This window comes from Chryseobacterium sp. MA9, from assembly GCF_024399315.1.
In the GTDB taxonomy this organism is placed as follows: Bacteria; Bacteroidota; Bacteroidia; order Flavobacteriales; family Weeksellaceae; genus Chryseobacterium.
In genome coordinates, this window is record NZ_CP075170.1 from 3811251 (window position 1) to 3837789 (window position 26539).

Genomic DNA, 26539 nt, shown 5'->3' on the forward strand with positions numbered 1-26539 from the left:
AAAATCAACAATGAAAATCTATAAATTTTTTTCACTATTCTTTATTGCCTTTACTTTATTCTCTTTTGTAGCCTGTGAAAGCAGCAGGGATGATGATCCGCAGGATACCACGCCCGGAAAACTTCAGATCAAATTTGAAAACGGATTTAATAATGTAGGAGACATTGTTCTGAATCAGACGGTTCAGACTTCTTCTAACGGACAAAAGCATAATTTTTCTGCTTTGAAATATGTAATCAGTAACATCACACTGATAGACGAGAGCGGAAATGAATTTAAGTACAATGAAAACAACCCTGATAAAGGAGCTTTTATTGTGGATCAGGCAGATGCTGTAGCCGGAATCATATACCTTAATCTGGATGGTATTCCGAAAAACAATTACAAAAGAATAAAATTCGGATTGGGAGTCAGTCAGAAAGCGTATTTACTAGGGCAGGACGGTCAGGCTGAATTTTGGACAAAAGCGAAGCAGAAAGGAATGACATGGTCATGGGCTGCCGGTTACGTTTTTGTAAAACTGGAAGGCAAATATGGAAATGATGCTCCTTCGAAGGAATTCATGAATCATACCGGAAATATGGGAAATGTTACAGCTAATCAACAGGCTGATCTATACCGTGAAATTACTTTAAATCTTCCGACAACAGCAAGAGTGACAGGGCAAATTCGCCCTTCTGTTCATATTGTGGCAGATCTGAACCAGTTTCTGAGTGGAGAGAAAGCGCTTACTCTTGCCACAGGCAATGATATGCTGATGGGTTCCAATCAACACCTGATAGACGTTACCAATAATCTTACAAAAATGTTTAAAGTAGACCACGTTCACAATGATTAATCTTTTTGTTAAAACGTTATTACTTCTGCTTGTATTCGTATTGAGCTGTATTTCCTGTTCTGATGAGGTGATCCAGCCGTTGGAAAAAGATGAAGCCTACAATCTGCAGTTTCCTTCGTATTTCCCGGAAATGACTTTTGATAAAACGATGAATCCGGTAACCAAAAATGGAGTAGAACTGGGACGAAAATTATTCTATGAAGGAAGGCTTTCCCGAAATAATACCATTTCATGCGGTTTTTGTCATATTCAGGAAAATGCATTCACCCATCACGGGCATACCGTAAGCCATGGTGTAGATGACAGAATAGGAATCAGGAATGCTCCACCTATTCAGAATATGGCTTTTTTGAAAAGATATATGTGGGACGGTGTAATTCATAATCTGAATGAACAGCCCATTAGCCCAATTACAGACGTCAATGAAATGGACAGCTCCATACCAGAAGCAATTTCAAAGATTAAAGATGATCAGAAATATAAAAAGCTGTTCAGAGAAGCATATGGAGACGAAACTATTACTGGCGAAAGAATTTTAAAAGCATTATCACAGTTTATGGCTTCTTTAATTTCTGCAGATTCAAAATACGACAGATTCAAGCAGGGAAAAGAACAATTGACTTCAGGGGAATCTCAGGGAATGGCATTATTTAATCAGAAATGTGCTTCTTGCCATAGCGGAGAATTATTTACCGATGAAAGCTTCAGAAACACGGGAATGTATTACAATACAGAATTCAAGGATGCAGGACGTTACAGAGTTTCCCTTAATCAGGTTGATTGGATGAAATTTCGTGTTCCGAGTTTAAGAAATGTAGAATATACAGCACCTTATATGCATGACGGAAGATTTTACAGCTTAGAGGCGGTACTCAATTTCTATTCAGATCAGGTGGAAGATAATGCTAATCTTGATCCGCAGCTGAAGCAGAACGGTCATGTAGGAATTGCCATGAACAGTCAGGAAAAACAGTCAATTATCGCATTTCTGAAAACATTATCGGATAAAAGTTTTATATCCAATCCAAAATTTGCAGAATAATTTATAGAAAACATGAAGAAGATTATATTGATAGTAAGTTTGATCCTGTTTAATCAGTATCAGGCAAAGATTATTAGAGACAGTGCATATATTGCTCCGGATACCTTTAGCAGATTCGATTTTGATGATGATTGTGATGCCTGTGGTTGTGCAGCTGGTAACGGATCATCTGGTTCTGAATCTTTACTGAATCCACAGTTTATCGGAATCAAATATTTTGCACAACATTACAAAGCAAAGGAAAACTTATTTGTAAAAGACCTTACTCAGGATCAGTATTTCAATACCCTTCAGCTTTGGGGGAAAATTCCATTGACTAAAAAACTGAGCGTATATGCAAGTCTGCCATTCCATTTCCATGAAAAGAAAATGATGCAGGGAGATATCAAGATCAATGGTATAGGTGATCTGAATCTGATGGGAATTTACCAGCTGATGAGCTCTAAAGATAATTTTCATCATCTGAGCGGAGGTTTGGGTGTGAAAATTCCTTTAGGAAAATTTGACGAAAAAGGAGCGTCTGGTGTTAATCCAAGTTTTCAGTTGGGAACAGGCAGCTGGGATTATCAGGCGGCTTTGAACTATAAATTTCAGAAAAATAAAGTGGCAGTATTGGTCAATACAGACTATACCATCAAAACTGAGAATAAGAAAAATTACCGTTTTGGAAACCAATGGAACTATGCTGCGACGGGTTTTTATCAGGTTGCGGGAAATGAAAAATCCATTTTTTCTGTAAAAACAGGTGCTCAGGGAGAAGTTTATGCTCAGAATAAACAGTTTGATGAAGCGCTTCCCAATACTGCAGGAAGTGCTTTGTATGGCAAACTGGGATTTGAAGCTTCTTATAAAAAACTGAGCCTGGGAAGTGAAGTAATGCTTCCGATGTATACTCATCTGGCAGGAGGAGATATTGAAGCAAAATCAAGATTCAGTGTATTCCTGAATATTGGAATTTAAAATGAAACCCTTAATGAAAAGATGTTAAAGCTCCTTCGGGAGCTTTAATTGTTTATGAATCATGATTTTAATTGGGGGTTAGGAATAATTCTTTATCTTTGCCGAAATTTGGTGAGCCATAAAAAGCTCTTAAAAGGGAATCCGGTGAAAATCCGGAACAGACCCGCTGCTGTAAGCTCCGCACCAAGATTTTTGAAGAATATATCCACTGTTTTTTTAATGGGAAGGATTTCAAAAATGGAGTAAGTCAGAAGACCTGCCAGAAAATAATCGTTTGACGCTTTCGTGGAATAAAGCTTAGGACATCAATGATTCTGCGCAGTGACAGCTGTGCTTTGTCTTTGTATTCTTATACCCATTAGCGTCATCATTATCCTAAATGAGCTAATGACGGCAAAACTAATTACTTCAACAATTTATAAAGCTGTTTTCACAATACTGGTGTTAACATCTCAACTTTTGTCTTCTCAAACCAAGAAAAAAGACAGTCTTCAGGAAGAATCCATCAAGGTGATCAGCCTTTACAAGAAAAATTTTAAAGAAATTCTTCCGGCACAAACCCTACAAGGCGAACAGCTGGAAAGACTTAGCAGTCACTCTGTAGCAGATGCATTGCGGTATTTTTCCGGAGTGCAAATCAAAGACTATGGAGGATTGGGAGGTTTAAAAACCATCAATATCCGTAGTATGGGTAGTCAGCATGTAGGTGTTTTCTATGATGGGATTCAACTGGGGAATGCCCAAAATGGACTCGTTGACCTGGGAAGATATTCCTTGGACGATCTGGAAGAAATATCATTATACAACGGACAGAAAAGTGAGATTTTCCAACCGGCAAAAGACTTCGGTTCTTCGGGGTCAATCTATTTACAGCCCAAAACGCCTGTATTTAAAGGAACACGGAAAACCAATCTTGTGTTAAGAGCCAAAAGTGCTTCCATTGATCTCTTTAATCCGTCTTTCCGATTGGAGCAGAAAATTTCAGATAGAATTTCTGCCAGCTTCAGTGGAGAATTCATGCAAAGTGACGGAATTTACAGGTTTCGGTATGCAAAGAAATATCCTGATGGACAAAAGGCCTATGATACTATCGCAAAGAGGCAGGACTCAGATATCAAAGCAAAACGTTTTGAAACTTCAATAAACGGAACTTTAAACAACGGAAGCTGGAATGTAAGAGGCTATGGTTATATTTCAGACCGTGGAATGCCTGCTCCTATTGTGAATGGCCGTTTTGGAGGAAGAGGAGCGAGATTTTCTGATGAAAATTATTTCGTACAGGCCAACCTGCGGAAAAAACTGTTTCCCAAATTTGAAACACAGCTGAAAGCAAAATTTGCCTATGATTATACCCATTTCATGGACACGGTTCGCTCGCAGTCAATTATTCATACCGATAATACCTATATCCAGCGAGAGCTCTATCTTTCCTCGTCTAATATCTATTCTATCACACCCAATTGGGATGTCAGCCTGAGTGGGGATTTTCAGTACAATAATCTGGATGCCAATCTGGATAACTTTTCTTATCCTACACGCTACACCACATTGGTAGCATTGGCAACAACGTATCAGTGGAACAGATTCAAAATTCTGGGTAGCCTTTTAGGAACTTTTACTTTTGAAGAAGTAAGAAAAAATAAAAGACCCGGAGACAGCAGAGAATGGACACCTGCCGTATTTATGAGCTATCAGCCGGAAAGTATTCCCGAGCTTACTCTAAGAGCTTTCTATAAAAGGATTTTCCGACTTCCAACCTTCAATGATTTGTATTATACCAATATCGGAAATACTTACCTGAAACCGGAATTCACCAATCAGTATGATATAGGATTTACTTACCAGAAGAATTATAACAACCGTTTCTTTAAAAGCTTTTATGCTAAAGTAGACGGTTATTACAACAAGGTACAGGATAAGATTGTTGCAGCTCCTAACGGAAGCATGTTCCGCTGGCTGATGATGAACCTTGGAATGGTGGAAATCATAGGAGCCGATGTAAATCTTCAGACTGAATTGCAGATGGGACAAGTAAAGTTAAGACCATTGCTTTCCTACACTTACCAAAGCGCAAGAGATATGACTGATCCGGAGGATACCTTCTACCGCAATCAGATTCCTTATACACCATGGCATAGCGGCTCATTCAGCCTGATGGCAGATTATAAAGACTGGAGCTTCAATTACAGTGCGATGTATGTAGGAGAAAGATATGATGTGAATCAGGATAATATTCAATACAATTACGTACAGCCCTGGTATACCCATGATTTGTCAGTTCAGAAAAAATTCAACTGGGCGAATCATCAATTTAAAGTAAGCCTTGAGATGAATAATATTTTCAACCAATATTATGATGTAGTGATCAATTATCCGATGCCTGGAAGAAACTTTAAACTTATTTTAAACTTCACCTTATGAGAAAACTAAACTTTTATTTTTTATTTCTTGTATTAGCTTTTCTTACTTCATGCCGTACAGATGATATTATCGTTCGTCAGGAAGTAGTAGAGGGGCTTCCATCAGAAAATACAGCAATAAAAGGTTTCTACATGCTGAATGAAGGAAATATGGGAAGCAACAAATGTACGCTGGACTTTTTTGATTATACCAAAGGAACCTACTACCGGAATATTTATGCAGAGATTAACCCGAATGTGGTGAAAGAGCTGGGAGATGTAGGAAATGATATTAAAGTCTATGGCAGCAAGCTGTACATTGTTGTTAATGTTTCCAATAAAATTGAAGTATTGGATGCAAAAACAGCTAAACGTATTACTTCTATTCCGTTACAAAACTGCCGTTATTTAACCTTCAAAGACGGGAAAGCTTATGCCAGCAGCTATGCAGGTCCGGTAGCTATTAATCCAAAAGCTCCAAAGGGAAAAGTTGTAGAAATTGACACCACTTCTCTTTCTATCCAGCGTGAAGTGGTAGTGGGATATCAGCCGGAAGAAATGGAAATTGTAGGGAATAAATTATTTGTGGCCAATTCCGGAGGATATAAAGCTCCCGATTACGATAATACCGTTTCTGTAATAGACCTGAATACTTTTACTGAAATTCAGAAATTAAATGTTGCCATTAATCTTCACCATATTAAAAAAGACAATTACGGTGATCTTTACGTAAGTTCAAGAGGAGATTACTATAACGTTCCTTCCAGTTTATACCTTATAGATGCAGCAACGGGAATTGTTAAAAAAGATTTCCATCTCGCAGTGAGCGAAATGACAATCGTTAATGATAAACTTTATTTCTATGGAAATGAATTCAATTACAACACGCACAGCTATAAAAAAAGCTTTGGGATCATTGATGTAAAAACAGAACAAATCATTGCCAACAGACTTTTTGACAAAGAATACGAAACTGCTATTAAAACACCTTACGGAATTGCTGTAAACCCAATCACAGAAGATATCTACATGACAGATGCCAGAAATTATGTTTCTATGGGATTTGTGTATTGCTTTGATAAAAACGGACACTTTAAATGGAAGACAGAGGGTGGAAATATCCCTGCCCACTTCACCTTTTTATACAAATAACCAAACTTTAAGAAATGAACAGAAATACCTTTACTTATTTAAAAATCGGATTTTTATCATGCCTCCTGACAGGAGTGATAGCTTGTAAGCATGATGATGAAGATGAGTTCACATTTAACGGTCTTGACGATTCCTATTCCATTGAGCGTTTTAAGGTTTTGAGTATTCCTACCAATGCATCAGGATCAGTTACGTGGAGTATCAATGACTCTATTATCTCTCAAAATTCAGAACTTGAATTCATCAGCCCAACGGCAGATGCTTATCCGCTGACTTTAAAAATTAATAATAAAGGCAACGAGCAGGTTTATCATTCGAAAATTATCGTTACCAAAGAAAAAACACCTTACAGTAAATATATTGCTAAAGTATTAGAATTCCGCCCCGCTGTAGGACAGTTCATGAATGAAATTCCGGAATATATACCTGGAAATACAGCTGCAAATATGCTTCAGAAAGCAAACGAATCTTTGGTGGGAGGCAATTCTACCATGATTAGTCTGGGAGGATATGGCGGATATGTTGTTTTCGGTTTTGATCATACTATTCCGAACCTGAACGGAAGAGATTTTAAAATACTGGGAAATGCATTCTTTGGAAATGATGCCAGTGATCAACGCTCAGGATCCTGTGAACCGGGAATTATTATGGTAGCCTACGACAGAAATAAAAACGGAAAACCAGATAATGATGAGTGGTACGAAATTGCAGGCAGCGAATATTTTAAAAACACAACTGTAAAAGATTACAGTATAACTTATTATAAACCTGATGAAAATAAAACACCTGTGGCTGGAACTGAATTCTGGCAGACTGATGTAGAATATATCAAGTGGAATGACAATCTTGGTAATCAGGGCTTTAAAACAAAGAATACTTTTCATGCACAGAGCTATTATCCTTTGTGGTTTACAGATAGTTCTTACGGTTTTTCGGGAACACGTCTGGCAAACAATTTTTACGATCAGAACGGAGACGGATCCTATTGGGTAGGAAAATCATATGATTTCGGATATGCTGATAATGCCCCAAATAATGATGATGCTTCAAACATTGATATTTCCTGGGCTGTAGACAGAAATGGGAAATATGTAAAACTTCCCGGCGTTGATTTCATGAAAATATATACAGGAATCAATCAGGAAGCTGGCTGGCTGGGAGAAGTTTCTACAGAAGTGGCAGGAGCCTACGATTTACATTTCAAATAATAATTCAATCTATTTAAATTAATAAAAAATGAAAAAGTTTTATCTTTTTATGATGCTTTTTCTGTTTGCATGCCTATCAAATGCACAGATAAAAGTTCAGGGAGTACCCAGAAATGATATTTCAGGGATCAGCAAGCTTAATACCACTACAATCAGTTTTTCTGATATTCAGTATTGGGTAGGATCGGGAGCCAATCAGGCTGCTTTTGTAGTACAATGGAATGACAGTAAAAACCCTGACGCTATGGTTTGGGGATTCAAATGGGATGGAAATGCTACAGGAGAAGACATGCTGAAAGCTATTGCTAAAGCAGATCACAGACTATACACATTGTTGTATCAGGGAACACAGTTTGGATCAGCGGTTGGAGGAATAGGTTTTGACATAAACGGTCAGGGTACCAATGCACTGATCAAAAGTGGAAATACCACTTATCCGTTATACCCGGTGAATGGTTTTGTCAATACAACAGCTTATGATTTTGACAGCTATACAATTGTAGACGCAGCTAATGATCACTGGCAGTCCGGCTGGACGGTTAACGGGTATTGGTCTTATTGGGTAAAGAATCCTGCAGATGCCGATTTCGGATATTCTAGTGTTGGAGCTTCTTCACGTGCTTTGGAAAACGGTTCATGGGATGTCTGGAACTTTAATGTAGGCTTTAATACTACTCCAATTTCATCTACGCTTACACCTGTTTCTCCTTATATAGCTTCCAATAACTTTACCAATGGATATTTCATGGTGAACGAAGAATGGTTCGGTCATACTAACGGTTCTGTAAACTTCATTGATAATAACGGTCAGATCAATTACCGTGTGTACAGTAATGCAAACAACAATCAGGCTTTCGGCGCAACTACACAATACGGAACAATCTATGGAGATAAATTCTATTTTGTATCAAAACAGGCTGCTGATGGAGGAGATACTCAATATACTCCGGGGGGAAGACTGGTTGTAGCCAATGCGCAGACAATGCAGAAAATTGCTGGGTTTAATAACATCGGAGGTGGTGATGGAAGATCATTTGTAGGTGTAAATGAGCATAAAGGATATATTGGTACTTCTACTGGAATTGTTACTTTCAATATTGATAATTTACAGGTAGGTTCTTTAATTGCCGGAACTGGTGGTAATGGACAGATTGGAAATATGATCCGTACTTCACAATATGTATTTGCAGTGAAGCAAGGGGTAGGGATTTTAGTAATTAACCCTAATACAGATGCGGTAGTGAGTACCATTGCCGGAGGTTTCTATTCTGTTGCTCAGGCAAAAGACGGAAGTGTATGGGGAATTCAGGATCAGAAACTGATCAGCATCAATCCTACTACTTTTGCTACACAAGTTTACAATATCCCAACAACGAAGTATATTGGAGATTGGGGAGCATGGAACGCCGGTAGATTTTCAGCAAGTAATAAAGAAAATGCTTTATACTGGATCAATTCAATAAGCAGCTGGAGCTCGGGAACACAGATTGTGAGATTTGATGTTACAACGAAAACATTTAACGAAAATTTTGCAGCAATTCCGGGACAAACAGGACAATTTAAGCAAATTCCTTACGGAGCAGCTCTTCGTGTAAATCCTGTTACCGGTGAACTTGTTCTGAACACAACAGAAAGCGGATACGGTGCACACTATCAGAAAAACTGGATCCATACTTATAATATGACGGGAGCTCTTATCAGTACAAAAACGTTGAATGATTACTACTGGTTTCCTTCATTAACGGTATTTACTAATAATTCGGTTCCTGTGGTAAGCAATACTTTACCTTCACAGCTTACAGCAGCAAGTACTACTGCAATTGATCTGAAAGCAATAGTTTCCGATGCTGATAATATGGCGGTAGCTGTAGTGAAATCTATCAAATCAAACAGTAATCCTACAGCTGTTTCTGCAGTAATTAATGATAATGATGAATTGGTGTTGACACCGCTTGTTTCAGGAACTTCTGATATTGTGATCAGCTTTAACTCAAACGGTAAGCTGGTTGAAAAAACGGTGAGTGTAAATAGTTTAGGAACTACTTTAGCAACCGCTGAAGTGAAGAAACTTGAATTCGGTATTTATCCAAATCCGGTTACCGATATCCTTACTCTTAAAACTCAGGAGAAAATCCAGAATGTTTCTATGTATGATGCTTCAGGTAGAATGGTTAATGTACAGCTGAACAACGGACAAATCAATGTAAGCGCCCTTCCAAAAGGTATTTATATCTTGAAAGCGGTTACGGATAAGGCAGTATATCAGCAAAAAGTAATCAAAAACTAATGCTGATTTAGATAGCAAATCTTGTTAATATAATCCTGGCCAGTTTTGGCCAGGATTTTTTAATGAGATGATAGAGACATCTTTATCATGAAGAATAGTTTACATTTTTCCTATAAAAAAACCCGGCAAGCTTGAAAAGCTTGCCGGGTTTGATCTTTTACGAATCTTTTTATTTGATGATTACCTTTTTAGAGTATGTTTTTCCTTCTTTCGTTTGAAGGGTCATAATATATACTCCTTGTGGCTGTTTTGTTTCAAATGTATTCGATGTCAGCTTAGAACGGAATACCTCTTTTCCTGAAGTATTGGTTAGGCTAACCTCTGAACCTTGTGCAGAAATATTTTTGTCAAGAGTAAACTGCCCATCCTTACTGTGAGCCATGAAATTGATGAACGGATCTTTATACTGATAAGCATAATATACTCTAAGCTCACCGCCAATATTCAATAATCCTGAATTCACATTGATTTTAACGCGGTCAAAAGGAATATTCATGGTAAGCTCAACCTCACCTAAGCTTGGATCTCCAGCTCCAATGTTGAGCAGCTTATTGGTAAGATTTTGGTAGTCGTTGTTGGAAACATTTCCGTTAAATGTTTCAATCGTTACACCTCCTAATACCTGAGCAGATAGTGGAGTACCATTTGAACCAATTCCAATTACCAGTTTATTGGTGTTGTTAGCGATATTGGTAGTTGGGAAGATCAATGTCTGTTCCGTTCTTGCCAAAAGACCTACTGACACCTGGATCGTAGAGTAGTCGGTTTCGTTACTTCCTACCGCATTTTGAGGGTTCAATACTCCGCAACCTAAACATACTCCCAATACCTGATTGGTTTGGCTGCTTGCATAGGTTTTCACAATCTGTGCAAAAGACATTGTGCTTGTTAAAAATAGGAATGATGCCAAAATTGCAGCTTTCATCGTGCGTTGGCCAAGTAATAAATAAGTTTTCATATGTAGAAAAATTTTTGGGTTTTTAGTTTTTTTTGTAAATTTATAAATAAAATGATTATGTTGATTATTTTATTTCATATTTATGTGATTTGTTAATAATTTATTGATATTTGTGATTATGAATTTATTTTTACTTAATGGTTTATTTTTATATTTCACTGAAAGATGAATACAAAAAATACGGTAACTTAAAAGTCTGCCGCATTTATTGTATCGCTTATGTAGTTATTTAATTAAAATTTTTCTGGAATATGTTTTTCCTTCTTTAGTCTGTACATTCATAATATAAACACCTTCAGGCTGTCTGGGCTCAAAAGTGTTTGATTTTAATGTCGAACGATATACTTCTTTACCAGAGGTATTGAACAATGTGATTTCTGAGCCTTCTACCGAAACATTTCCTCCAAGAATAACCTGTCCGTTTTGACTGTGGGCCATAATGCTGATCAATGGATCCTGATAAGCATAATAAATTCTGAATCCGCCGCCAAGACTTAGTACACCTCCCGTTAAGCCTATTCTTATTCCGTCATAAGGTTTTGACGGCTTGAATTCTACTGTTCCTCTGTTGGGTGTTGCTCCCAGCTTAAGAAGGCTTACATCTATCGTTCTGCGGTCCTCATTAGAAGTACCTCCATTCATGGTTTCAAGAGTTACTCCGCTTAATAACTGTACGGATAGTGGAATGTTGTCTGTTCCGATTCCTACAACCAGTCTTGTGTCTGATCTTAGGTCAGGAAAAATCAGTGTTTGTTGAATTCCTCCTAACAAAGCTGTTCCCAATACCATTGTTGAATAGTCATCCTCGTTATACCCAACTGCATTCAAAGGATTATCTATGCGGCATCCCAGGCATGCTACTCCAAATACACCCGAGCTTTGGGCATGTGCGTAAATTCTGTTTTGTGCAAAGGATAATGTACTGGTTGAAAATAGAAATAAAGCCATTAATCCAGCCTTAAAAGAGAATCGGTTTCCCAAAAGTAAATTAATTTTCATGTTATTTATTTTAGTTTGAATAGTTTTAGTCAAATTTAAGGATTAAAAGAGCAAGTAAGAAATAATATTTCCAATATTGGTGATATTTTTAATAAAATTTAATATGACCCTGTTATCGGATAACAAAAACTATCGATTGTTTGGATTGTATAAGAGATAGATGCGATGATTAAAGAGCATCTTTTATTGGGTGTAATTCAATGAAGGATCCCCAAAATGATAGGGTAGCGTAGTAATTCGGAAGATCTGGTGATCAAATAAATAAGATACTGCCGGATAAAGATTGTCAGAATGATGTATAAAAACGAAAAAAGGACTTTCGAAAAAGTCCTTTTGTAGCCCGTAGGGGAATCGAACCCCTCTTACCAGAATGAAAATCTGAGGTCCTAACCGATAGACGAACGGGCCCTCTATCTTCCATTACCGAAGTAATGTGTTAGCTTTTGTTTTTATAAGTGTCAACTCTTAATCTTGTAGCCCGTAGGGGAATCGAACCCCTCTTACCAGAATGAAAATCTGAGGTCCTAACCGATAGACGAACGGGCCGGTTAGATTTATTTTATTATAGCTTTTTCTACCCTGATCTTTATAAAACCACCGTGATTACAGTGGTCTTATAAGATTTAAGTAGCCCGTAGGGGAATCGAACCCCTCTTACCAGAATGAAAATCTGAGGTCCTAACCGATAGACGAACGGGCCAGCTATATTTTTACGCTAATTTATTAACGTGCTTTGTCAATTTGCTTTTCAAGTTAGCTGCTTTATTCTTGTGGATAATATTTTTCTTAGCTAATTTATCCAATAAAGCGATAACTTTTGGCAGTTGTTCTGTAGCAGCAGCTTTGTTCTCTTCATTTCTTAAAGCTTTTAAAGCTGTTCTAGCAGTCTTGTGGTAATATCTGTTACGAAGTCTTCTAGTTTCGTTTTGTCTGATTCTCTTTAGTGCTGATTTATGATTTGCCATATCGTTTAAATGTGAGTGCAAAACTATAAACTTTTTTTAAAACTACCAAATTTATTTTCAAAAATTTTAATTTTCTTCTGAGAGGTACTTTCTTAGTTTATTTATTGCTTGTTCTATTTTTAAATTTTCTTGTTCTTTTTCTAATTTTTTGATCGTATTTCCCAGCATGATCAATGCATTGTTCCATTCTCCAGTGGTGTTGGTGAAAGTGAGTCCGTCAATTGTTACCTCAAAAGCAACCCTTTCTCCAGCCCTGTAAAGTCTGAAACTGATTTTATCATCTCTGCCTGTAATCCCGTCTTCATTGATTTGTAAATCATAACTTTTTGGGTTAGAGTGGATTTTCTTAAAAAGCAATTTCGCTTCTTGTATTTTTAAATCCGGCATGATATAAAATTTGGTAGCCTGTAGAAAACTACAAACAATGATTTATCAATATTATTTTTCATCAGTGCTGCCATAATTGGGTGACCAGCCATGGCTAAAATTTTTGCAAATATAATGCTTTTGTGACATATAATGTAAATGGAATGAATTTTTACAGTAAAAGTAAAGACTCTATAATTATAATGATAGTAATTTTCAGGTCGTTAGAATGTTGAAATTCCTAATAATTTTTTTCAGACCCTATAAAAATTCAGAGAAAATTACCTTAACAGAGTTTTCAGAAAAGATCCAAAGCTGATTTTAAAAGTAAGATACAGTAAAAAATAGCCATAAAAAAACCTTTAACGGATCGTTAAAGGTTTGTAAGTTTGTAGCCTATAGGGGAATCGAACCCCTGTTGCAAGAATGAAAATCTTGAGTCCTGACCACTAGACGAATAGGCCAAATTTTGAGGTTGCAAAAGTAATAATTAACTCTTTAACTTCAAAATTATTTTTTTTAATTATTTATACACTTTTTGTATCACTGTGTTTTTGATACCTTTAGCTTCAAGTTCCTTTTGAAGTTTTGCTGCATCTTCCAACGTGTATACTTTTCCATAGGTATAATAAAAAACGCCATTGTCTTTTTCTCTTTCTACATCTTTCAGGTTCTGAAGGATGTAAGAATTGCCATTCAGTTTATCCCCGGAGTATACTTCTATCGTGTAATATCCCATATTAATCCTTTGATTAGGCATAAATCCTACGGCAAAAGCATTTCTAAAGCCTGCATCCTTGGCTGTTTTAAGATTAATATCTTTTACAGAAGCCATATTTGTTACTGCATAGTAATACTTGTATTGTCCGTTCTCCTTAAGAGTAAGAATATAATTCAGTCCTTTCAGAGCCGGATCATTTTCATTGTATTTCGTAGGCGAACTCATTAATAGAATTCTGAAATCATTTTTCAAAGGAACTTCTGCAGGTTTTTCCGGTTCCGGCTTTCTGACTGAGATAGAACCTCCCGATTTTCTGTCAACTGCTTTTTTATAATCAATAATAGCATTGTAAATACTTTCTGCAATTTCACTCTGTCCCTTGTCTGAAGCGATATAGTGACTTTCCTCAGGGTGATTGATGAAACCTGTTTCTATCAGTACAGACGGCATGGCATTCATACGGAGAACGTGAAGGTTCTTTTGGAAAACCCCTCTTGAGGAACGTTTATCTTTATTCACAAAGTTATCCTCTACCAATCCTCCTAAAAGAAGACTAGATTCCAGATATTTGCTCTGCTGAAGTTTTAATGCAATCAATGATTCCGGAGAATCAGGATTATAAGATCCGAAGGTCTGCTTATCTTTTTCATCCAGGAAGATCACGTCATTTTCCCTTTTGGCTACCTCAAGATTTTCGTTATTCTGGTTAGGTCCCTGTACATAAGTTTCTGTACCATAGGCTGTAGGTCTTTGAGAAGAATTACAGTGAATTGATACGAAAAGATCTGCTTTGCTCCTGTTCGCCAGATTAGTTCTATCAGATAGAGATGGGTACTCGTCAATTTTACGGGTATATATAACTTTGAAATCTCTGTTTTTCTCTAACATTGCGCCTACTTTTAACGTAATGGCAAGTGTTATGTCTTTTTCAGCGACTCTTCCAATATCGGAATAGGTCCTATTGGCCCCATGATCACTTCCTCCGTGTCCCGCATCCAGAACGATAGTAAACTTCTTCTGAGAGAAAATAAAGTTACTGGTAAGGATAAGGAGAAATGATAAAATTATTTTAAAATTTTGTTTGTGCATCTTACAGTTATAAAAATTATATTAATTTTGGGCCTTAATTATATATAATAAAATTGGCCAAAACCGTCCTCAAAAATATATTACAAATTTTAATTATCCTAATTTTTAACAATTTTTTAGCACAGAAAACTCCTGAAAAATTGCCTAAAAATGCGGTTAATGATACTATTTCCAAAAAGGATACCATAGTTGTAAAAAAAGAAACTTTGGATGATGTTCTTCGCACAAAAGCTGATGATCAGAGAAGAGACATCCCCAAAAAGATGACTTTTCTGAACAAAAATGCGCAGGTGAAGTATCAGGATATGCAGATTGATGCAGACTATATTTCAATAGATGATAATAAAAATCTGATCTACGCCAGAGGAAAACAGGATTCTTTAGGGAAAATCATTGAACCTGTAATTACCACGCAGGCTGGAAAAAAATACGAAACCAACGAATTCAGCTATAACACAAAAACTAAACAGGCAATTGCTTTCAATGCAAGAACAGAAGAAAGTGAAGGGGTAATTATAGCTCAGAAGACCAAAAAATATAACGACTCTGTATTCGCGATGAGAAAAGCGGATTATACAACGGATGATTATTTCATTAAGAAAAAAGATACAGCTGCGGATTATTTTATGAGAGCTTACAATATTAAGCTGATTAAAACCAAAACAAAATCCCAGATCGTTACTGGACCTATCCAGATGTTTATCGAGCAGGTTCCTACACCTCTTTACCTTCCGTTTGCCATTTTACCGTTTTCAGATAAAAGAGCAGCCGGTATCCTGATTCCTAGTTTCGGGGAGAGGGAAGATGTAGGTTTTTTCCTTAACGGAATAGGGTATTACCAACCAATTGGAGAACACTTTGACGTTAAGGTCCTGGCGGATATTTATACAAAAGGAAGCTGGAATTTGCGTCCTCAGGTGAATTATCAGAAGAAATACCGTTACTCCGGAAACTTTACAGCGGATGTCGGAACCATGGTAAGAGGTATTAAAGGTTTGGATGACTATACCAAGAACAGTACATATAGAATTAACTGGACCCACTCCCAGGATTCTAAAGCCAATCCTTTTCTTACATTCAGTGCTTCTGTGGATATTGTAAGTACGAAGTTTTATAACAACCCGCTTAACAACAACTACATTTTCAACCAGAATGTATTGAATACCCAGCAGAACTCTACGGTAACCCTTACCAAAAGATTTTTGAAACTTCCGGCAACAATTACAGGAACGGCTTCTTATTCACAAAACTTTGCAACAGGATTGGCAGACCTTCGTCTTCCACAAATGAACGTAGCAATTAACCAGTTTTATCTGTTTAAATCAAGAACAGGAATAAGACAGGGTCTTCTTGAAAATATTACAGTGAATACAGGTTTCAACCTTACCAATTTTGTGAATACCCAGGAGAACGAGCTGTTTAAAAAAGAAATGTGGGACAAAATGCAGACGGGTCTTAAAAATAATATCGCATTGGCTACCAATACTACAGTGGCAAAATACTTCACATTCAGTTTAAGTGCGAATATCGACAATGCATTGACTACAAAAACCCTGAACAGATTCTATGATCCGGTAAAGAATGTAACGGTGGATGAGATCAATAAAAATTTCACAGGATATTCTACATTCTCTACTTCTGCCAGTCTTCAGACCACACTTTTCGGGATGCTGAAATTCAAAAAAGGATCTGCAGTAGAAGCGGTAAGACACATGATGACACCAAGCGTGAGCTTCACATATTCTCCAGATTTTTCAAGTCCTAATTTCGGATATTACAAAAATTATTACAATGCAACCGGAGCGTTGACTCCTTACTCTATTTTCGAAAAAGGAATCATAGGAAGCCCGTCAAGTGGTATGCAGGGTGCTTTAGGTTTCAATATCGGTAACAATATCGAGATGAAAATAAAGTCTAAGAGTGATTCTACAGGAGTTAAAAAAATCAAGATATTTGAATCTTTAAACCTTTCAGGAAGCTACAATTTTGCGGCTAATGATCATCCTTGGTCTGTATTCTCAATCAACGGTCAGTCTTCGTTCTTCAATAATAAACTTACGGTAAATACCAGTCTTGCACTGGAACCTTATAAAATAGATTTCTCTTCAGGTCAGGATTCGGGAGTAAGAACAGAACAGTTCGGGCATTTCAGTGTACAGGGATTCAATGTTCAGCTATCTTATCCTTTAAGCAGCGAAATTTTTGGAGAAAAAACAGATTATGCTAAAAAATATTCCTCAAAAGGAGAAGTCCGAAATGAAAATTACTATTTTGATGATGATCATTACGCCCACTTTGATCAGGCATGGACTTTAAACATCAGTGCCAACTATGCCTATTCAAAAGGACTGAGCCGATTTGCCAATAAGATTGCGTCTATAGGATTAGACGGGAGCATCAAGCTGACTCCTTTCTGGAATATCAACGGAAGTACACATTATGATATGGTGACTAAGGAATTGGCATATACAAGAATTGGTTTCTCAAGAGATCAGCGAAGTTTTACGATCAATTTCAACTGGGTTCCTTTCGGACAGTATAAAGTGTATGACTTCTTTATTGGTATAAAAGCCAATATCTTAAGTGACGCACTGAAGTACAAAGACAGAAGCTTTACTCAGCCTAATGCACCTTTCTAATATCAGATTGGCATTTGAGAATATAAATTTTATATTTGCAATCAAAATAAATTCTATGAAATCACTGCTGACAGAATTTTATTACTGGCAAAAGTGATAGCATATGACCTTAGAAAAAAATAAATATCCGCTATGAAACAAATAATCAACACAGTTAATGCACCTGCAGCTATCGGTCCTTATTCACAAGCTAATATGGCAAATGGAGTTTTGTATATCTCCGGACAGATTCCTGTAGATCCTGCAACTGGTAAATTGGTAGAAGGCATTGAAAAAGAAACACACCAGGTAATGAAAAACCTTGAAGCAATCCTTACTGAAGCCGGAATGACTTTCAAAAACGTTGTAAAAGCTACAATCTTCCTTAAGAGCATGGATGATTTTGCTGTAATGAATGATATCTATGCTTCTTACTTAGATTCAGAAAGCTATCCTGCCCGTGAAACAGTACAGGTTTCTTGCCTGCCTAAAAATGTGGATATCGAAATCTCTATGATCGCACATCAGGATTAATGAATTTTATAAGAAATACAATTGCGGTTCTGGTAGGTCTTGGTATTGCAGGGCTTATTATTACTCTTGGTATAAGGGTTTTTCCGCAATGGGTTACTTTTGAGGCTTTTGCTCCGTTTGAGCACTGGCAGAGGTTTCTTTTCAGTATGAAAGATGATCATGCATTTTTTGGCTTCCTGTTATTTATTTCCGGATTAGGAACTACTATTGGGGGCGTTGCAACAGCTATCATCGTTAAATATGCTAAAGTAGCTTATGCTATTCTGATCGGTTTTATTATGCTCTTTATCGCGATGCTGGATGTCATAATATTTCCTTACCATCCTACATTTTATAAGATCTCTATTTTCCTTACGTTCTTTCCGTTTTCCTGGATTGGGGGTAAGATTGTAGAAGTTATTTATGAGCGGAACAAGCAGAAAAGAATTGCTGAAAAAATGAATAAGCCTAAATAAATAATAAAAAAACGCTGTAGATCTCTGCAGCGTTTTTTGTTGATATGAAAAACTAATTTAGTTTCCTTATTAAGGCATTTTGAATCCTCTCTGGTAGTTTCTTCCGTAGTCGTCCATGTATTTTATCTGTGCGGTTCCGGAGAATTTATTCAGTAAACTTTCCACATCTTTCTGTGAATTTACAGGCTTACCATTGATTTCTGTGATGATATAACCGTCTACAATTCCTGCTTTAGCCATTTCACTTCCTTCTATAACATTTTTAGCAACAACTCCACTATTTAAGCCGTAATAAGCTTTCGTTCTGTCATCAATGCTTTGGAATTCTGATCCGATTTTTTCAGTTACACTAAGATCAGCTTTTGTTCTTGTAGAAGTACCTCCTTTCTGGTCTCTAAGCGTTACGTTAGTAGTACCTTCTTTACCATTTCTTAAATAAGTTACCTGTACTTTATCACCCGGACGTTTGCTTCCAATGGACATAGAAAGATCTGCAAAGTCCGTGATATCGTAGGTGTCTACTTTTGTGATAACATCTCCTTTTTTCAAGCCTGCATCTTCTGCACCGCTGTTCTCACCAAATCCTGTGATATAGATTCCAGATCCTACTTTTAGGTTTGTCTTATATTGCTGATTGTAAGAAGTTACCAATTGATCATTTGAAAGGTCTAGAGACTGAACTCCTAAGAACCCTCTCTGTACAATTCCGAATTTCTTGATATCCTCAACAATTTTTCTGGCTAAGTTAGAAGGAACAGCAAATCCGTATCCCTGATAATATCCTGTAGTAGACTGGATTGCAGAGTTGATTCCGATAAGTTCCCCATTTGTATTCACTAAAGCTCCTCCTGAGTTACCTGGGTTGATTGCAGCATCCGTCTGGATAAAGCTTTCAATAGGATTAGCTGCTTTTCCCTGGCTGCTTAAAATTCCGATCCCTCTTCCTTTAGCAGAAACAATACCTGCTGTAACCGTAGAATTTAATCCAAGTGGATTTCCTACTGCTAGTACCCATTGTCCTACGTCAATATTGTCAGAATTGGCAAAATTTAAGTAAGGAAGACCTTTCTCTTCAATCTTTAACAGAGAGATATCTGTATTTGGATCAGTTCCTACCAAAGTAGCGATATATGATTTTTTGTTGCTCAATACTACTTCCAGCTTATTGGCACCTGCCACCACGTGGTTATTGGAAATAATGTAACCGTCCGGAGAGATGATTACCCCTGAACCCATTCCTGATGGCATATTGTCAGGAGCCTGTTGCTGCTTCTGTCTCTGCTGGCCCTGGCCTCTTCCCCCGAAAGGATCTCCGAAGAAAAAGTCGAACAGATCCTGCTCTGAAGCTCTGCTTGCTGTTCTGTTTTGGTAATTTTTAATGGTAACTACAGCCGGTACGGTTGTTTTGGCTGCTTTTACAAAATCGTCACCTACTGCTCCTGTATTCATTCCTGCAAATGAAGTATTAGGTGCTGACGTTGTGAAGTAAGATTGATCTCCGTTGTTGGAGTTGTGTCCTAAATATTGTAAAGCTCCAACGGTAGTAGCTCCGGAAATTACTCCTACTACTGCAAATGGTAATAGTTTTTTTAAAGTACTCTTCATTGTATATCTTTCTTGTTTATTAATTAATTTCTTTTTATGTTTTTGAGTAAACAAATTTAATGTTAAATAAGTAAGCAATTAGTATGCTATGTTTCAATTTTAACTAAAATTTAACGGCTATTATGTCATTTTATATCTTATGTCGTAATTGTTAATGTCAGAGTTAACAAAGCTTAAAAAAAAATTAAAGAAAATATGGCAGACTTATGGTGTAAAGTAAGACATAATTTATTACTGATCCTGCATTGTTAATGACTTGTGATTTGTGTCATAAATATAATTAATTCTAAAATTCTTATCTTTGCAAAAATTTTATTCTCACTTAAAACGTTTATAGCATGCAACTGTATAACACCTTAAGCGCAGAAGAAAGAGCTCAACTTATTGATGAGGCCGGTAAAGACCGTCTTACTTTGTCTTTCTATGCGTATGCCAAAATCGAAGACCCAAAAAAATTTCGCGACGAATTATTTATAGCCTGGAATGCACTTGATGCACTTGGTCGTATTTATGTAGCAAAAGAAGGAATCAATGCTCAGATGAGTGTTCCTGCAGATCAATTTGAGGCTTTTCGAAATACGCTGGAAGTTTATGATTTTATGAAAGGAATCCGTTTGAATGTCGCTGTTGACCAGGATAACTATTCATTTTTAAAATTAACAATCAAGGTTAGAAATAAAATTGTTGCAGATGGCTTGAATGACGAAACTTTTGATGTTACCAATAAAGGAATTCACCTAAAAGCACAGGAGTTCAATAATTTACTTGAAGATCCGAATACAATCGTTGTAGACTTCAGAAATCACTATGAAAGTGAAGTAGGCCACTTTGAGGGTGCTATTACTCCGGATGTGGAAAACTTCAGAGAAAGCTTACCGATTATCAATGAACAGTTACAAGACTTTAAAGAGGATAAAAACCTTTTGATGTACTGTACTGGAGGTATCCGTTGCGAAAAAGCCAGTGCTTACTTCAAACATCAGGGCTTTAAAAATGTCTACCAATTGGAAGGGGGAATCATTGAGTATACCCGCCAGATTAAAGAAGAAGGAATAGAGAGCAAATTTATTGGTAAAAACTTTGTATTTGATCACCGTTTAGGGGAAAGAATTACAGACGATATTATTGCACAATGCCACCAGTGTGGAAAACCTTGTGATAACCATACCAACTGTGCTAATGATGCATGCCATCTTCTGTTTATCCAGTGTGATGAGTGTAAGACAGCAATGGAAAACTGCTGTTCTACAGAATGTCTGGATACCATACATCTGCCTTGGGATGAACAAGTGAAACTAAGAAAAGGATTACAGGTCGGAAATAAAGTCTTCAGAAAAGGAAAGTCTGATGCCTTGAAATTTAAAAATTCAGGTGATTTATCAGATAAGCCTTTAGCAAAAGCTGAAACAAAGAATATCCGCCAAAAGATTGCTGTCAAAAAAGAGTTGATTGGAAAAGCAGAGCATTATTTCTCAAAATCAAAAATTGCACAGTTTTTAATTGAAAATAAAGATTTGTCAGTAGGAGATAAAGTGTTAATTTCAGGCCCGACAACAGGAGAACAGGAAGTTACCATTACTGAAATCTATGCAAATGGAGGACCTTGTGAAACAGCAAAAATTGGAGATCAGATCACTTTCGAACTTCCATTCAGAGTTCGTTTATCTGATAAGCTGTACAGAATTGTGCAAAACGCATAATCATAAATAAGCGATAAAGCTGCAGAAGCTTGTCCGGTAAAAATTATTTCAGTTAAAATAACTTAATAATTATGCTAAAAGCTGAGCTTAGAAAAAAATATACCCAAAAAAGAAAAGCCTTGTCTAGTGATGAGGCTTTCTTGTTATCTGAAAAGATTTTTGAAAATTTCATTCACTATTTCAATCCTAAGAAAGGAGAGAAAGTACACGTCTTTATTCCGATTCCGGCTAGAAAAGAAATTAACACCCAAATCTTCATTCACTATTTTTTGGCGAAGAATATCCGTGTTTATGTTCCTAAAATTGTAGATGATAAGCTTATCAGTATTGAAATTTTTGAAGATACTGTTTTTGAAACCAGCCGCTGGGGGATTTCGGAGCCTGTTTCCAATGAGGATTCAGGTGAAAATAACTTTCAATATGTGATTACGCCATTGCTGTACTGTGATAGAAAAGGTAATAGGGTAGGATATGGGAAAGGTTTTTATGATGGGTTATTCCGGAATATATCGGCAGAGACCAAAAAAATCGGAGTCAATTACTTTGACCCCGATGAATATGTGGATGATATCTGGGAAAATGATATTCCCGTCGATTATTTGGTTACTCCTACAGAAGTGCTGTCTTTCTTAAGCGGTTGGGAATAAAAATCTAAAAAGTAGAATTTAAACTCCTTTTTGAGTTTGGAAGTAGACAAAAGGATATATTGAGCATTCTTTTCAAAGCTTCCCAAAGATTTATTTTTATTATCAAAATATTCTACATTAAACTTGGCGTAGTCCAAGGTGTCTTTTTTATAGAACTCTTTATAGACATTCAGATTACTCACCTTTGCTGTTTTTACTTTCATGCTGTCCAGTTCTTTCAGTAATCTTTTAAATGTCAGAGAATCCGGTTTATGGAAATAGCTTTCCATTTGTGAATAAATTACGGTATCTATTTCTGTATTTCTGTTTCCGGATAGGTAAAGAGTAGACAGGTCAAAAAGTTCCTGAACTTTTTGTTTGGTAATTGAATTGATCGCCTGCATACTGTCCATCTGCACTGCAGGATAACTCTTTTCATTGTTACTGTTTCGTAGCTTATCGAGGTCACTTACCTCTGAGGTTTTATTATTACAGGCAATAAATAATGTCAGAAGCACGGTGAAAATTAAAAAATTACTTATTTTTTTCATTTGTGGTAGCAATTTTAAATTTAATGGATACAATCTTTCCTTTGTTATCCTTTTTCATTTCTATTACATTCAGGTTTTTCAGTGAAGTTGTAGGAGTGGTTACCAGAGTGATGTATTTCTGTTTGTCCAGCCTTTCTATTCCATAGGTATCATTGTCATATACCTGGTAGATCACAGCATTGCTGCTGATAAGATTTTCCAGCTGATTTCTTTTCTGCTTAATAAGGGCAACCTGTTCGTCCGGATTTCCTCCTTTGATGTCTTTTATCGAGAAATAGTACACCGCCATCTTGTAATCGTCCGGCTTTAGTTCTATTTTTTCCTCTTCAGGTGCATTCTCAAGGTTTCTGTTGACTTCCAGGGGTTCATAGAAAGGAGCACTGATGCGCATTTTTAGATTCTTATCCTTAGTAGAATAATAAAAACATTCACCAGGTTTTATTTTATACATCAATGGGGACTCGTTTTCCTTCACCACCATTATTTCTAAAGTGTTGATCACGGAAACTCCTCTGTCTTTATCGATGAAACAATATTTATAGGTTTTGGAAAAAAGAACGTCTTTAAATCCCAAAAGACCAGTGATGGTAATCAAAACGGAAGTAACCAATGCCCAGGCGTTCTTTTTGATGAAATTTTTCTTAGGCGGAGCGGATGAAATTTCAATTTCCTGAGTAGTGTTTCTGTTTTGTGTAACTTGTTGGTTTTCAGTATTTGATTTTTGTAAATCAGTGTTTTCCGGAGTGCGGATTTCAACTTTTTTAGGCTGATTTTCAGTTTTTGGAAGTTCAGGCGCCTCAGAAACTATTTTTTCTAGTTCACTGATTTCTTCCTCCTCCAAATTTTCATTTTCCTGAAGTAATTCACCTGCAAAAAGATGCAGCTCTTCTTGAACTCGTACCAAGAGTCGTAACCCGCATAAATACTCAGTAAATTGAGCATGTCTATTCTTGGTAATTTAGTAACCGGCGAACTTTTGAAATAGGTATAAAATGACTTTTCACTGATGTTACCTTTTGCTTTTTTGCGCAGGTCTTCCTGAAAATATATAATATCTATACCCTTCCACTTGGATATATCATCCTGCGAAGGGGTATGTTCTTTTAAGTATTGACCCTGAACATCCTTTTTTAGCTGTTCAAAGTGTAATAGATCTAAATCTGTCAATTTTTCAAAAAATAATTAAATTGTTGATTATCAGTTATGTTTTTTTGTAAAACTATTTTACAAAGGTATTACAATTATTTTTCATAAACAAACTTTCTAACTGCTATACCTTTGTCTTGTTCAAATAACAGAACAGAAGAAAATTTTATAAAACAATATTAACAAAATTAAATTTAATTTATTATGAAAAAGTCATTATTCGTAGCTGCTATCGCTGCAATCTCTCTAGTTGCTTGTAAAAAAACTGAAGCTACTTCTACTGAAGGAACAACTGATTCTGCTGCTGCTACTGTAGCTGATTCTGCTGCTGTAGTTTCTGACTCTGCTGCTAAAGTTGTTGATTCTGCTGCAACTACTGCTGTAGAAGCTACTAAAGATGCTGCTGCTGCTACAACTGCTGCTGGTGCTGACGCTGCTAAAGATGCTGCTAAAGGAGCTGGAGAAGCTGCTAAAGGAGCTGCTGATGCTGCTAAAGGAGCTGCTGACGCTGCTAAAGATGCTGCAAAAGACGCTGCTAAGAAATAATTCTAGCATACGCTTAACAATAAAAGAACCGTTTCACTCAGTGAGACGGTTTTTTTATGCTTAGTTATTGCGAGCCCAAGGCGAAGCAATCTCATTGAAATAAAGTCCAGCTTATTGATCAGTATTTATCTAACCTTTCTTCTGTTTTAAAGATTCATAGCAAGTAATGGCCACTGCATTGCTCAGATTTAAAGAATCAATACTTCCGGCCATAGGAATCAGCGTGTTCTTTCCTTTTCCGATCCAAAAATCACTTAATCCGGAATGTTCAGTACCGAATAATACTGCTGAACGCTGTCTGAAATCTCTCTTATAAAGGTCTTCAGCACTTTCATCCATAAGTGTAGTGTAAATATTGAAGCTGTTCTTTTGCAGAAATTCCAATGTTTCTTTATTTTCAGCCTGATATACTTCCATTCCAAAAAGACAGCCCACACTGGATCTGATCACATTAGGATTGTAGAAATCAGTTTTTCCGTCAGCAACAATCAGAGCATCTACACCAAACGCTTCACAACTTCTTAAAATAGCTCCAAGATTTCCCGGTTTTTCTACGCCTTCTACAATAATTACCGTAGAATTTTCTTTAGGAACAAATGATGAAAGAGGAGTTTCTTTGGCCTGGTAGATTCCGATAATTCCTTCGGAACTCCCTCTGTAAGCTATTTTTTCATATACTTTTTCACTTACATGATGGATTTTCCCCTCGGGAAGGGTTCCTTTAAAGATATTTTCACAGATAAAGAATTCCAGCGGCTCAAAATGATACTGTATGGCTCTTTCATTTTCCTGCTGTCCCTCTACTACAAAAACTTTTGATTTTTTACGAAATCGGTTGTCAGTAAGGAGCTTAGTGACATTTTTTATTTTTTCGTTTTGAAAACTTTCTATCAACATTCCGCAAAATTATGCAAAATTTATGATTGAACTTCTCTGGTTTTGATAAAAAGACTTTTCCAAGTAATCTCGAAGGGGATTTTATTTTTTCTTTTTGTATAGATAATAATGAACGTGATAGCAACAATGGAAAATAATTTATAGAGATTTCCATAAAAATTACCGGAAACATTTTCAGAAACAGTAAAGATTTCCCAGTATAGATTCATGAAGAAATGCAGAAATATGGCTGTCCACAGATTATATTCAGATTCAAAATAGACCCAGGCAAAGAATAAAGACCCAAGAAATGTAATGGCGAATATCTCCATAAGCTCTGTTATATCCTGACTTTGGTACAAATGTACCTGCGCAAACAATAATGATCCAAATAAGGCTGATGATAAAAAACCAAGCCTGGTAAACCTATAAAATATTCCGATAAGAAAAGCTCTGAAGATAATTTCTTCAAAAAATGCTGAAGAAAGTGTGTTGATAAACAGGGCTTCAAAATTTATTTTACTGATTATTTTAAAATGAATCAGATATCCTATGAGCATAGGAAGAGTTCCTGTAAAAGCTAATGTAAATCCTTTGATAATGGGCTTGTTTAATGAAAACAGATCTGCAATATTTCTTTTGGGAAACAGAATGTTTAATGTAATCATCAATGGAATTAAAGTCACCGAATAAGAAATTACATGAGCTAATGCTTTGCTGTGAAATATGTTTTTTGAGAAATTCTGAACGATTTTAAAACAGAAAAAATCTAAAAAATAATAGGCTGTAAAACCCAGGACAAAGATGAAAAAGAAGCGGATGTTTTTACTCATGTTGGTTAAATTTTGAGCAAAAATGTGGTTTAAAATCTATGCTTTCAACTTAATGTGATGAATGA

General features: G+C 36.4%; 22 protein-coding genes, 4 tRNA genes, 1 pseudogene and 1 riboswitch. Of the genes and pseudogenes, 13 read left to right on the forward strand and 14 right to left on the reverse strand.

Features of this window, described 5'->3' with window-relative positions; all coding sequences use genetic code 11:
- Positions 1 to 10: 10 nt before the first annotated feature.
- The 7 genes from KIK00_RS17335 (at position 11) to KIK00_RS17365 (ending at position 9886) form a co-directional block, all read left to right on the forward strand.
- Positions 11 to 838 (forward strand): MbnP family protein, encoded by an 828-nt coding sequence (locus KIK00_RS17335; RefSeq protein ID WP_255813615.1) that lies wholly within the window; start codon positions 11 to 13, stop codon positions 836 to 838.
- Positions 831 to 1880, forward strand: coding sequence for a cytochrome-c peroxidase (locus tag KIK00_RS17340; protein WP_255813616.1), 1050 nt, complete (start codon positions 831 to 833; stop codon positions 1878 to 1880). The genes KIK00_RS17335 and KIK00_RS17340 overlap by 8 nt, the downstream gene beginning before the upstream one ends.
- Before the next feature lie 12 nt (positions 1881 to 1892).
- Positions 1893 to 2840 (forward strand): transporter, encoded by a 948-nt coding sequence (locus KIK00_RS17345; protein ID WP_255813617.1) that lies wholly within the window; start codon positions 1893 to 1895, stop codon positions 2838 to 2840.
- A gap of 92 nt (positions 2841 to 2932) precedes the next feature.
- Positions 2933 to 3119: riboswitch (cobalamin riboswitch) on the forward strand.
- A 108-nt stretch (positions 3120 to 3227) separates the two neighbouring features.
- The gene (locus KIK00_RS17350) at positions 3228 to 5261 is read left to right on the forward strand and encodes a TonB-dependent siderophore receptor (RefSeq protein ID WP_255813618.1); all 2034 of its coding nucleotides are present in this window, start codon (positions 3228 to 3230) and stop codon (positions 5259 to 5261) included.
- The gene (locus KIK00_RS17355) at positions 5258 to 6391 is read left to right on the forward strand and encodes a YncE family protein (protein ID WP_255813619.1); all 1134 of its coding nucleotides are present in this window, start codon (positions 5258 to 5260) and stop codon (positions 6389 to 6391) included. The genes KIK00_RS17350 and KIK00_RS17355 overlap by 4 nt, the downstream gene beginning before the upstream one ends.
- Before the next feature lie 14 nt (positions 6392 to 6405).
- Complete coding sequence (locus KIK00_RS17360) at positions 6406 to 7599, forward strand: cell surface protein (RefSeq protein ID WP_255813620.1); 1194 nt, start codon at positions 6406 to 6408, stop codon at positions 7597 to 7599.
- A 28-nt stretch (positions 7600 to 7627) separates the two neighbouring features.
- Complete coding sequence (locus tag KIK00_RS17365; protein WP_255813621.1) at positions 7628 to 9886, forward strand: DUF5074 domain-containing protein; 2259 nt, start codon at positions 7628 to 7630, stop codon at positions 9884 to 9886.
- Between the two features lie 169 nt (positions 9887 to 10055).
- On the opposite strand, the gene KIK00_RS17370 is transcribed toward KIK00_RS17365, so the two are convergent.
- The 9 genes from KIK00_RS17370 to KIK00_RS17410 form a co-directional block, all read right to left on the reverse strand.
- Positions 10056 to 10844: a T9SS type A sorting domain-containing protein gene (locus tag KIK00_RS17370; RefSeq protein WP_255813622.1), complete on the reverse strand. Its 789-nt coding sequence runs from the start codon at positions 10842 to 10844 to the stop codon at positions 10056 to 10058.
- A gap of 225 nt (positions 10845 to 11069) precedes the next feature.
- Positions 11070 to 11843 (reverse strand): T9SS type A sorting domain-containing protein, encoded by a 774-nt coding sequence (locus KIK00_RS17375; protein ID WP_255813623.1) that lies wholly within the window; start codon positions 11841 to 11843, stop codon positions 11070 to 11072.
- A gap of 336 nt (positions 11844 to 12179) precedes the next feature.
- Positions 12180 to 12251: transfer RNA gene (locus KIK00_RS17380), tRNA-Glu, on the reverse strand.
- 66 nt (positions 12252 to 12317) lie between these two features.
- A tRNA-Glu gene (locus tag KIK00_RS17385) sits at positions 12318 to 12389 on the reverse strand.
- Positions 12390 to 12471: 82 nt separating this feature from the next.
- Positions 12472 to 12543: transfer RNA gene (locus KIK00_RS17390), tRNA-Glu, on the reverse strand.
- 10 nt (positions 12544 to 12553) lie between these two features.
- The gene (gene rpsT, locus KIK00_RS17395) at positions 12554 to 12808 is read right to left on the reverse strand and encodes a 30S ribosomal protein S20 (protein WP_002983073.1); all 255 of its coding nucleotides are present in this window, start codon (positions 12806 to 12808) and stop codon (positions 12554 to 12556) included.
- 66 nt (positions 12809 to 12874) lie between these two features.
- Positions 12875 to 13195 (reverse strand): hypothetical protein, encoded by a 321-nt coding sequence (locus tag KIK00_RS17400; protein WP_047376538.1) that lies wholly within the window; start codon positions 13193 to 13195, stop codon positions 12875 to 12877.
- A 371-nt stretch (positions 13196 to 13566) separates the two neighbouring features.
- Positions 13567 to 13638: transfer RNA gene (locus KIK00_RS17405), tRNA-Glu, on the reverse strand.
- A 59-nt stretch (positions 13639 to 13697) separates the two neighbouring features.
- Entirely contained in the window at positions 13698 to 14984 is a 1287-nt protein-coding gene (locus tag KIK00_RS17410) for an N-acetylmuramoyl-L-alanine amidase (RefSeq protein ID WP_255813625.1), read from the reverse strand.
- Positions 14985 to 15037: 53 nt separating this feature from the next.
- Between KIK00_RS17410 and KIK00_RS17415 the strand changes: the two genes are divergently transcribed.
- The 3 genes from KIK00_RS17415 (at position 15038) to KIK00_RS17425 (ending at position 18591) form a co-directional block, all read left to right on the forward strand.
- Positions 15038 to 17623 carry a putative LPS assembly protein LptD gene (locus KIK00_RS17415; RefSeq protein WP_255813627.1) on the forward strand — a complete coding sequence of 862 codons (2586 nt, stop codon included), beginning with the start codon at positions 15038 to 15040 and terminating at the stop codon, positions 17621 to 17623.
- Between the two features lie 132 nt (positions 17624 to 17755).
- On the forward strand, positions 17756 to 18136 hold the full coding sequence (locus tag KIK00_RS17420; RefSeq protein ID WP_034694591.1) for a RidA family protein: 381 nt from the start codon (positions 17756 to 17758) through the stop codon (positions 18134 to 18136).
- Complete coding sequence (locus KIK00_RS17425) at positions 18136 to 18591, forward strand: hypothetical protein (RefSeq protein ID WP_255813628.1); 456 nt, start codon at positions 18136 to 18138, stop codon at positions 18589 to 18591. The genes KIK00_RS17420 and KIK00_RS17425 overlap by 1 nt, the downstream gene beginning before the upstream one ends.
- Positions 18592 to 18660: 69 nt before the next feature.
- Here the strand turns inward: KIK00_RS17425 and KIK00_RS17430 are convergent, their stop codons facing one another.
- Positions 18661 to 20196 carry a trypsin-like peptidase domain-containing protein gene (locus tag KIK00_RS17430; protein ID WP_255813629.1) on the reverse strand — a complete coding sequence of 512 codons (1536 nt, stop codon included), beginning with the start codon at positions 20194 to 20196 and terminating at the stop codon, positions 18661 to 18663.
- Between the two features lie 338 nt (positions 20197 to 20534).
- Here KIK00_RS17430 and KIK00_RS17435 point away from each other — a divergent pair, with 338 nt between their 5' ends.
- Together KIK00_RS17435 and KIK00_RS17440 are read left to right on the forward strand one after the other, a co-directional pair.
- Positions 20535 to 21896, forward strand: a complete 1362-nt coding sequence (locus KIK00_RS17435) for a rhodanese-related sulfurtransferase (protein WP_255813630.1) — start codon at positions 20535 to 20537, stop codon at positions 21894 to 21896.
- A gap of 71 nt (positions 21897 to 21967) precedes the next feature.
- Entirely contained in the window at positions 21968 to 22543 is a 576-nt protein-coding gene (locus tag KIK00_RS17440; RefSeq protein ID WP_255813631.1) for a 5-formyltetrahydrofolate cyclo-ligase, read from the forward strand.
- Here the strand turns inward: KIK00_RS17440 and KIK00_RS17445 are convergent.
- Both KIK00_RS17445 and KIK00_RS17450 read right to left on the reverse strand, forming a co-directional pair.
- The gene (locus KIK00_RS17445) at positions 22492 to 23073 is read right to left on the reverse strand and encodes a hypothetical protein (protein WP_142717134.1); all 582 of its coding nucleotides are present in this window, start codon (positions 23071 to 23073) and stop codon (positions 22492 to 22494) included. The two genes, KIK00_RS17440 and KIK00_RS17445, sit on opposite strands and share 52 nt — an antisense overlap.
- Positions 23057 to 24240, reverse strand: a pseudogene (locus KIK00_RS17450) (hypothetical protein). The gene KIK00_RS17445 and the pseudogene KIK00_RS17450 overlap by 17 nt, the downstream one beginning before the upstream one ends.
- A 183-nt stretch (positions 24241 to 24423) precedes the next feature.
- On the opposite strand from KIK00_RS17450, the gene KIK00_RS17455 reads away from it, so the two are divergent.
- Entirely contained in the window at positions 24424 to 24765 is a 342-nt protein-coding gene (locus KIK00_RS17455) for a hypothetical protein (protein WP_255813632.1), read from the forward strand.
- 129 nt (positions 24766 to 24894) lie between these two features.
- On the opposite strand, the gene KIK00_RS17460 is transcribed toward KIK00_RS17455, so the two are convergent.
- Positions 24895 to 25662, reverse strand: a complete 768-nt coding sequence (locus KIK00_RS17460; protein ID WP_255813633.1) for an RNA methyltransferase — start codon at positions 25660 to 25662, stop codon at positions 24895 to 24897.
- A gap of 20 nt (positions 25663 to 25682) precedes the next feature.
- The gene (locus KIK00_RS17465; protein WP_255813634.1) at positions 25683 to 26474 is read right to left on the reverse strand and encodes a CPBP family intramembrane glutamic endopeptidase; all 792 of its coding nucleotides are present in this window, start codon (positions 26472 to 26474) and stop codon (positions 25683 to 25685) included.
- Positions 26475 to 26539 lie beyond the last annotated feature (65 nt).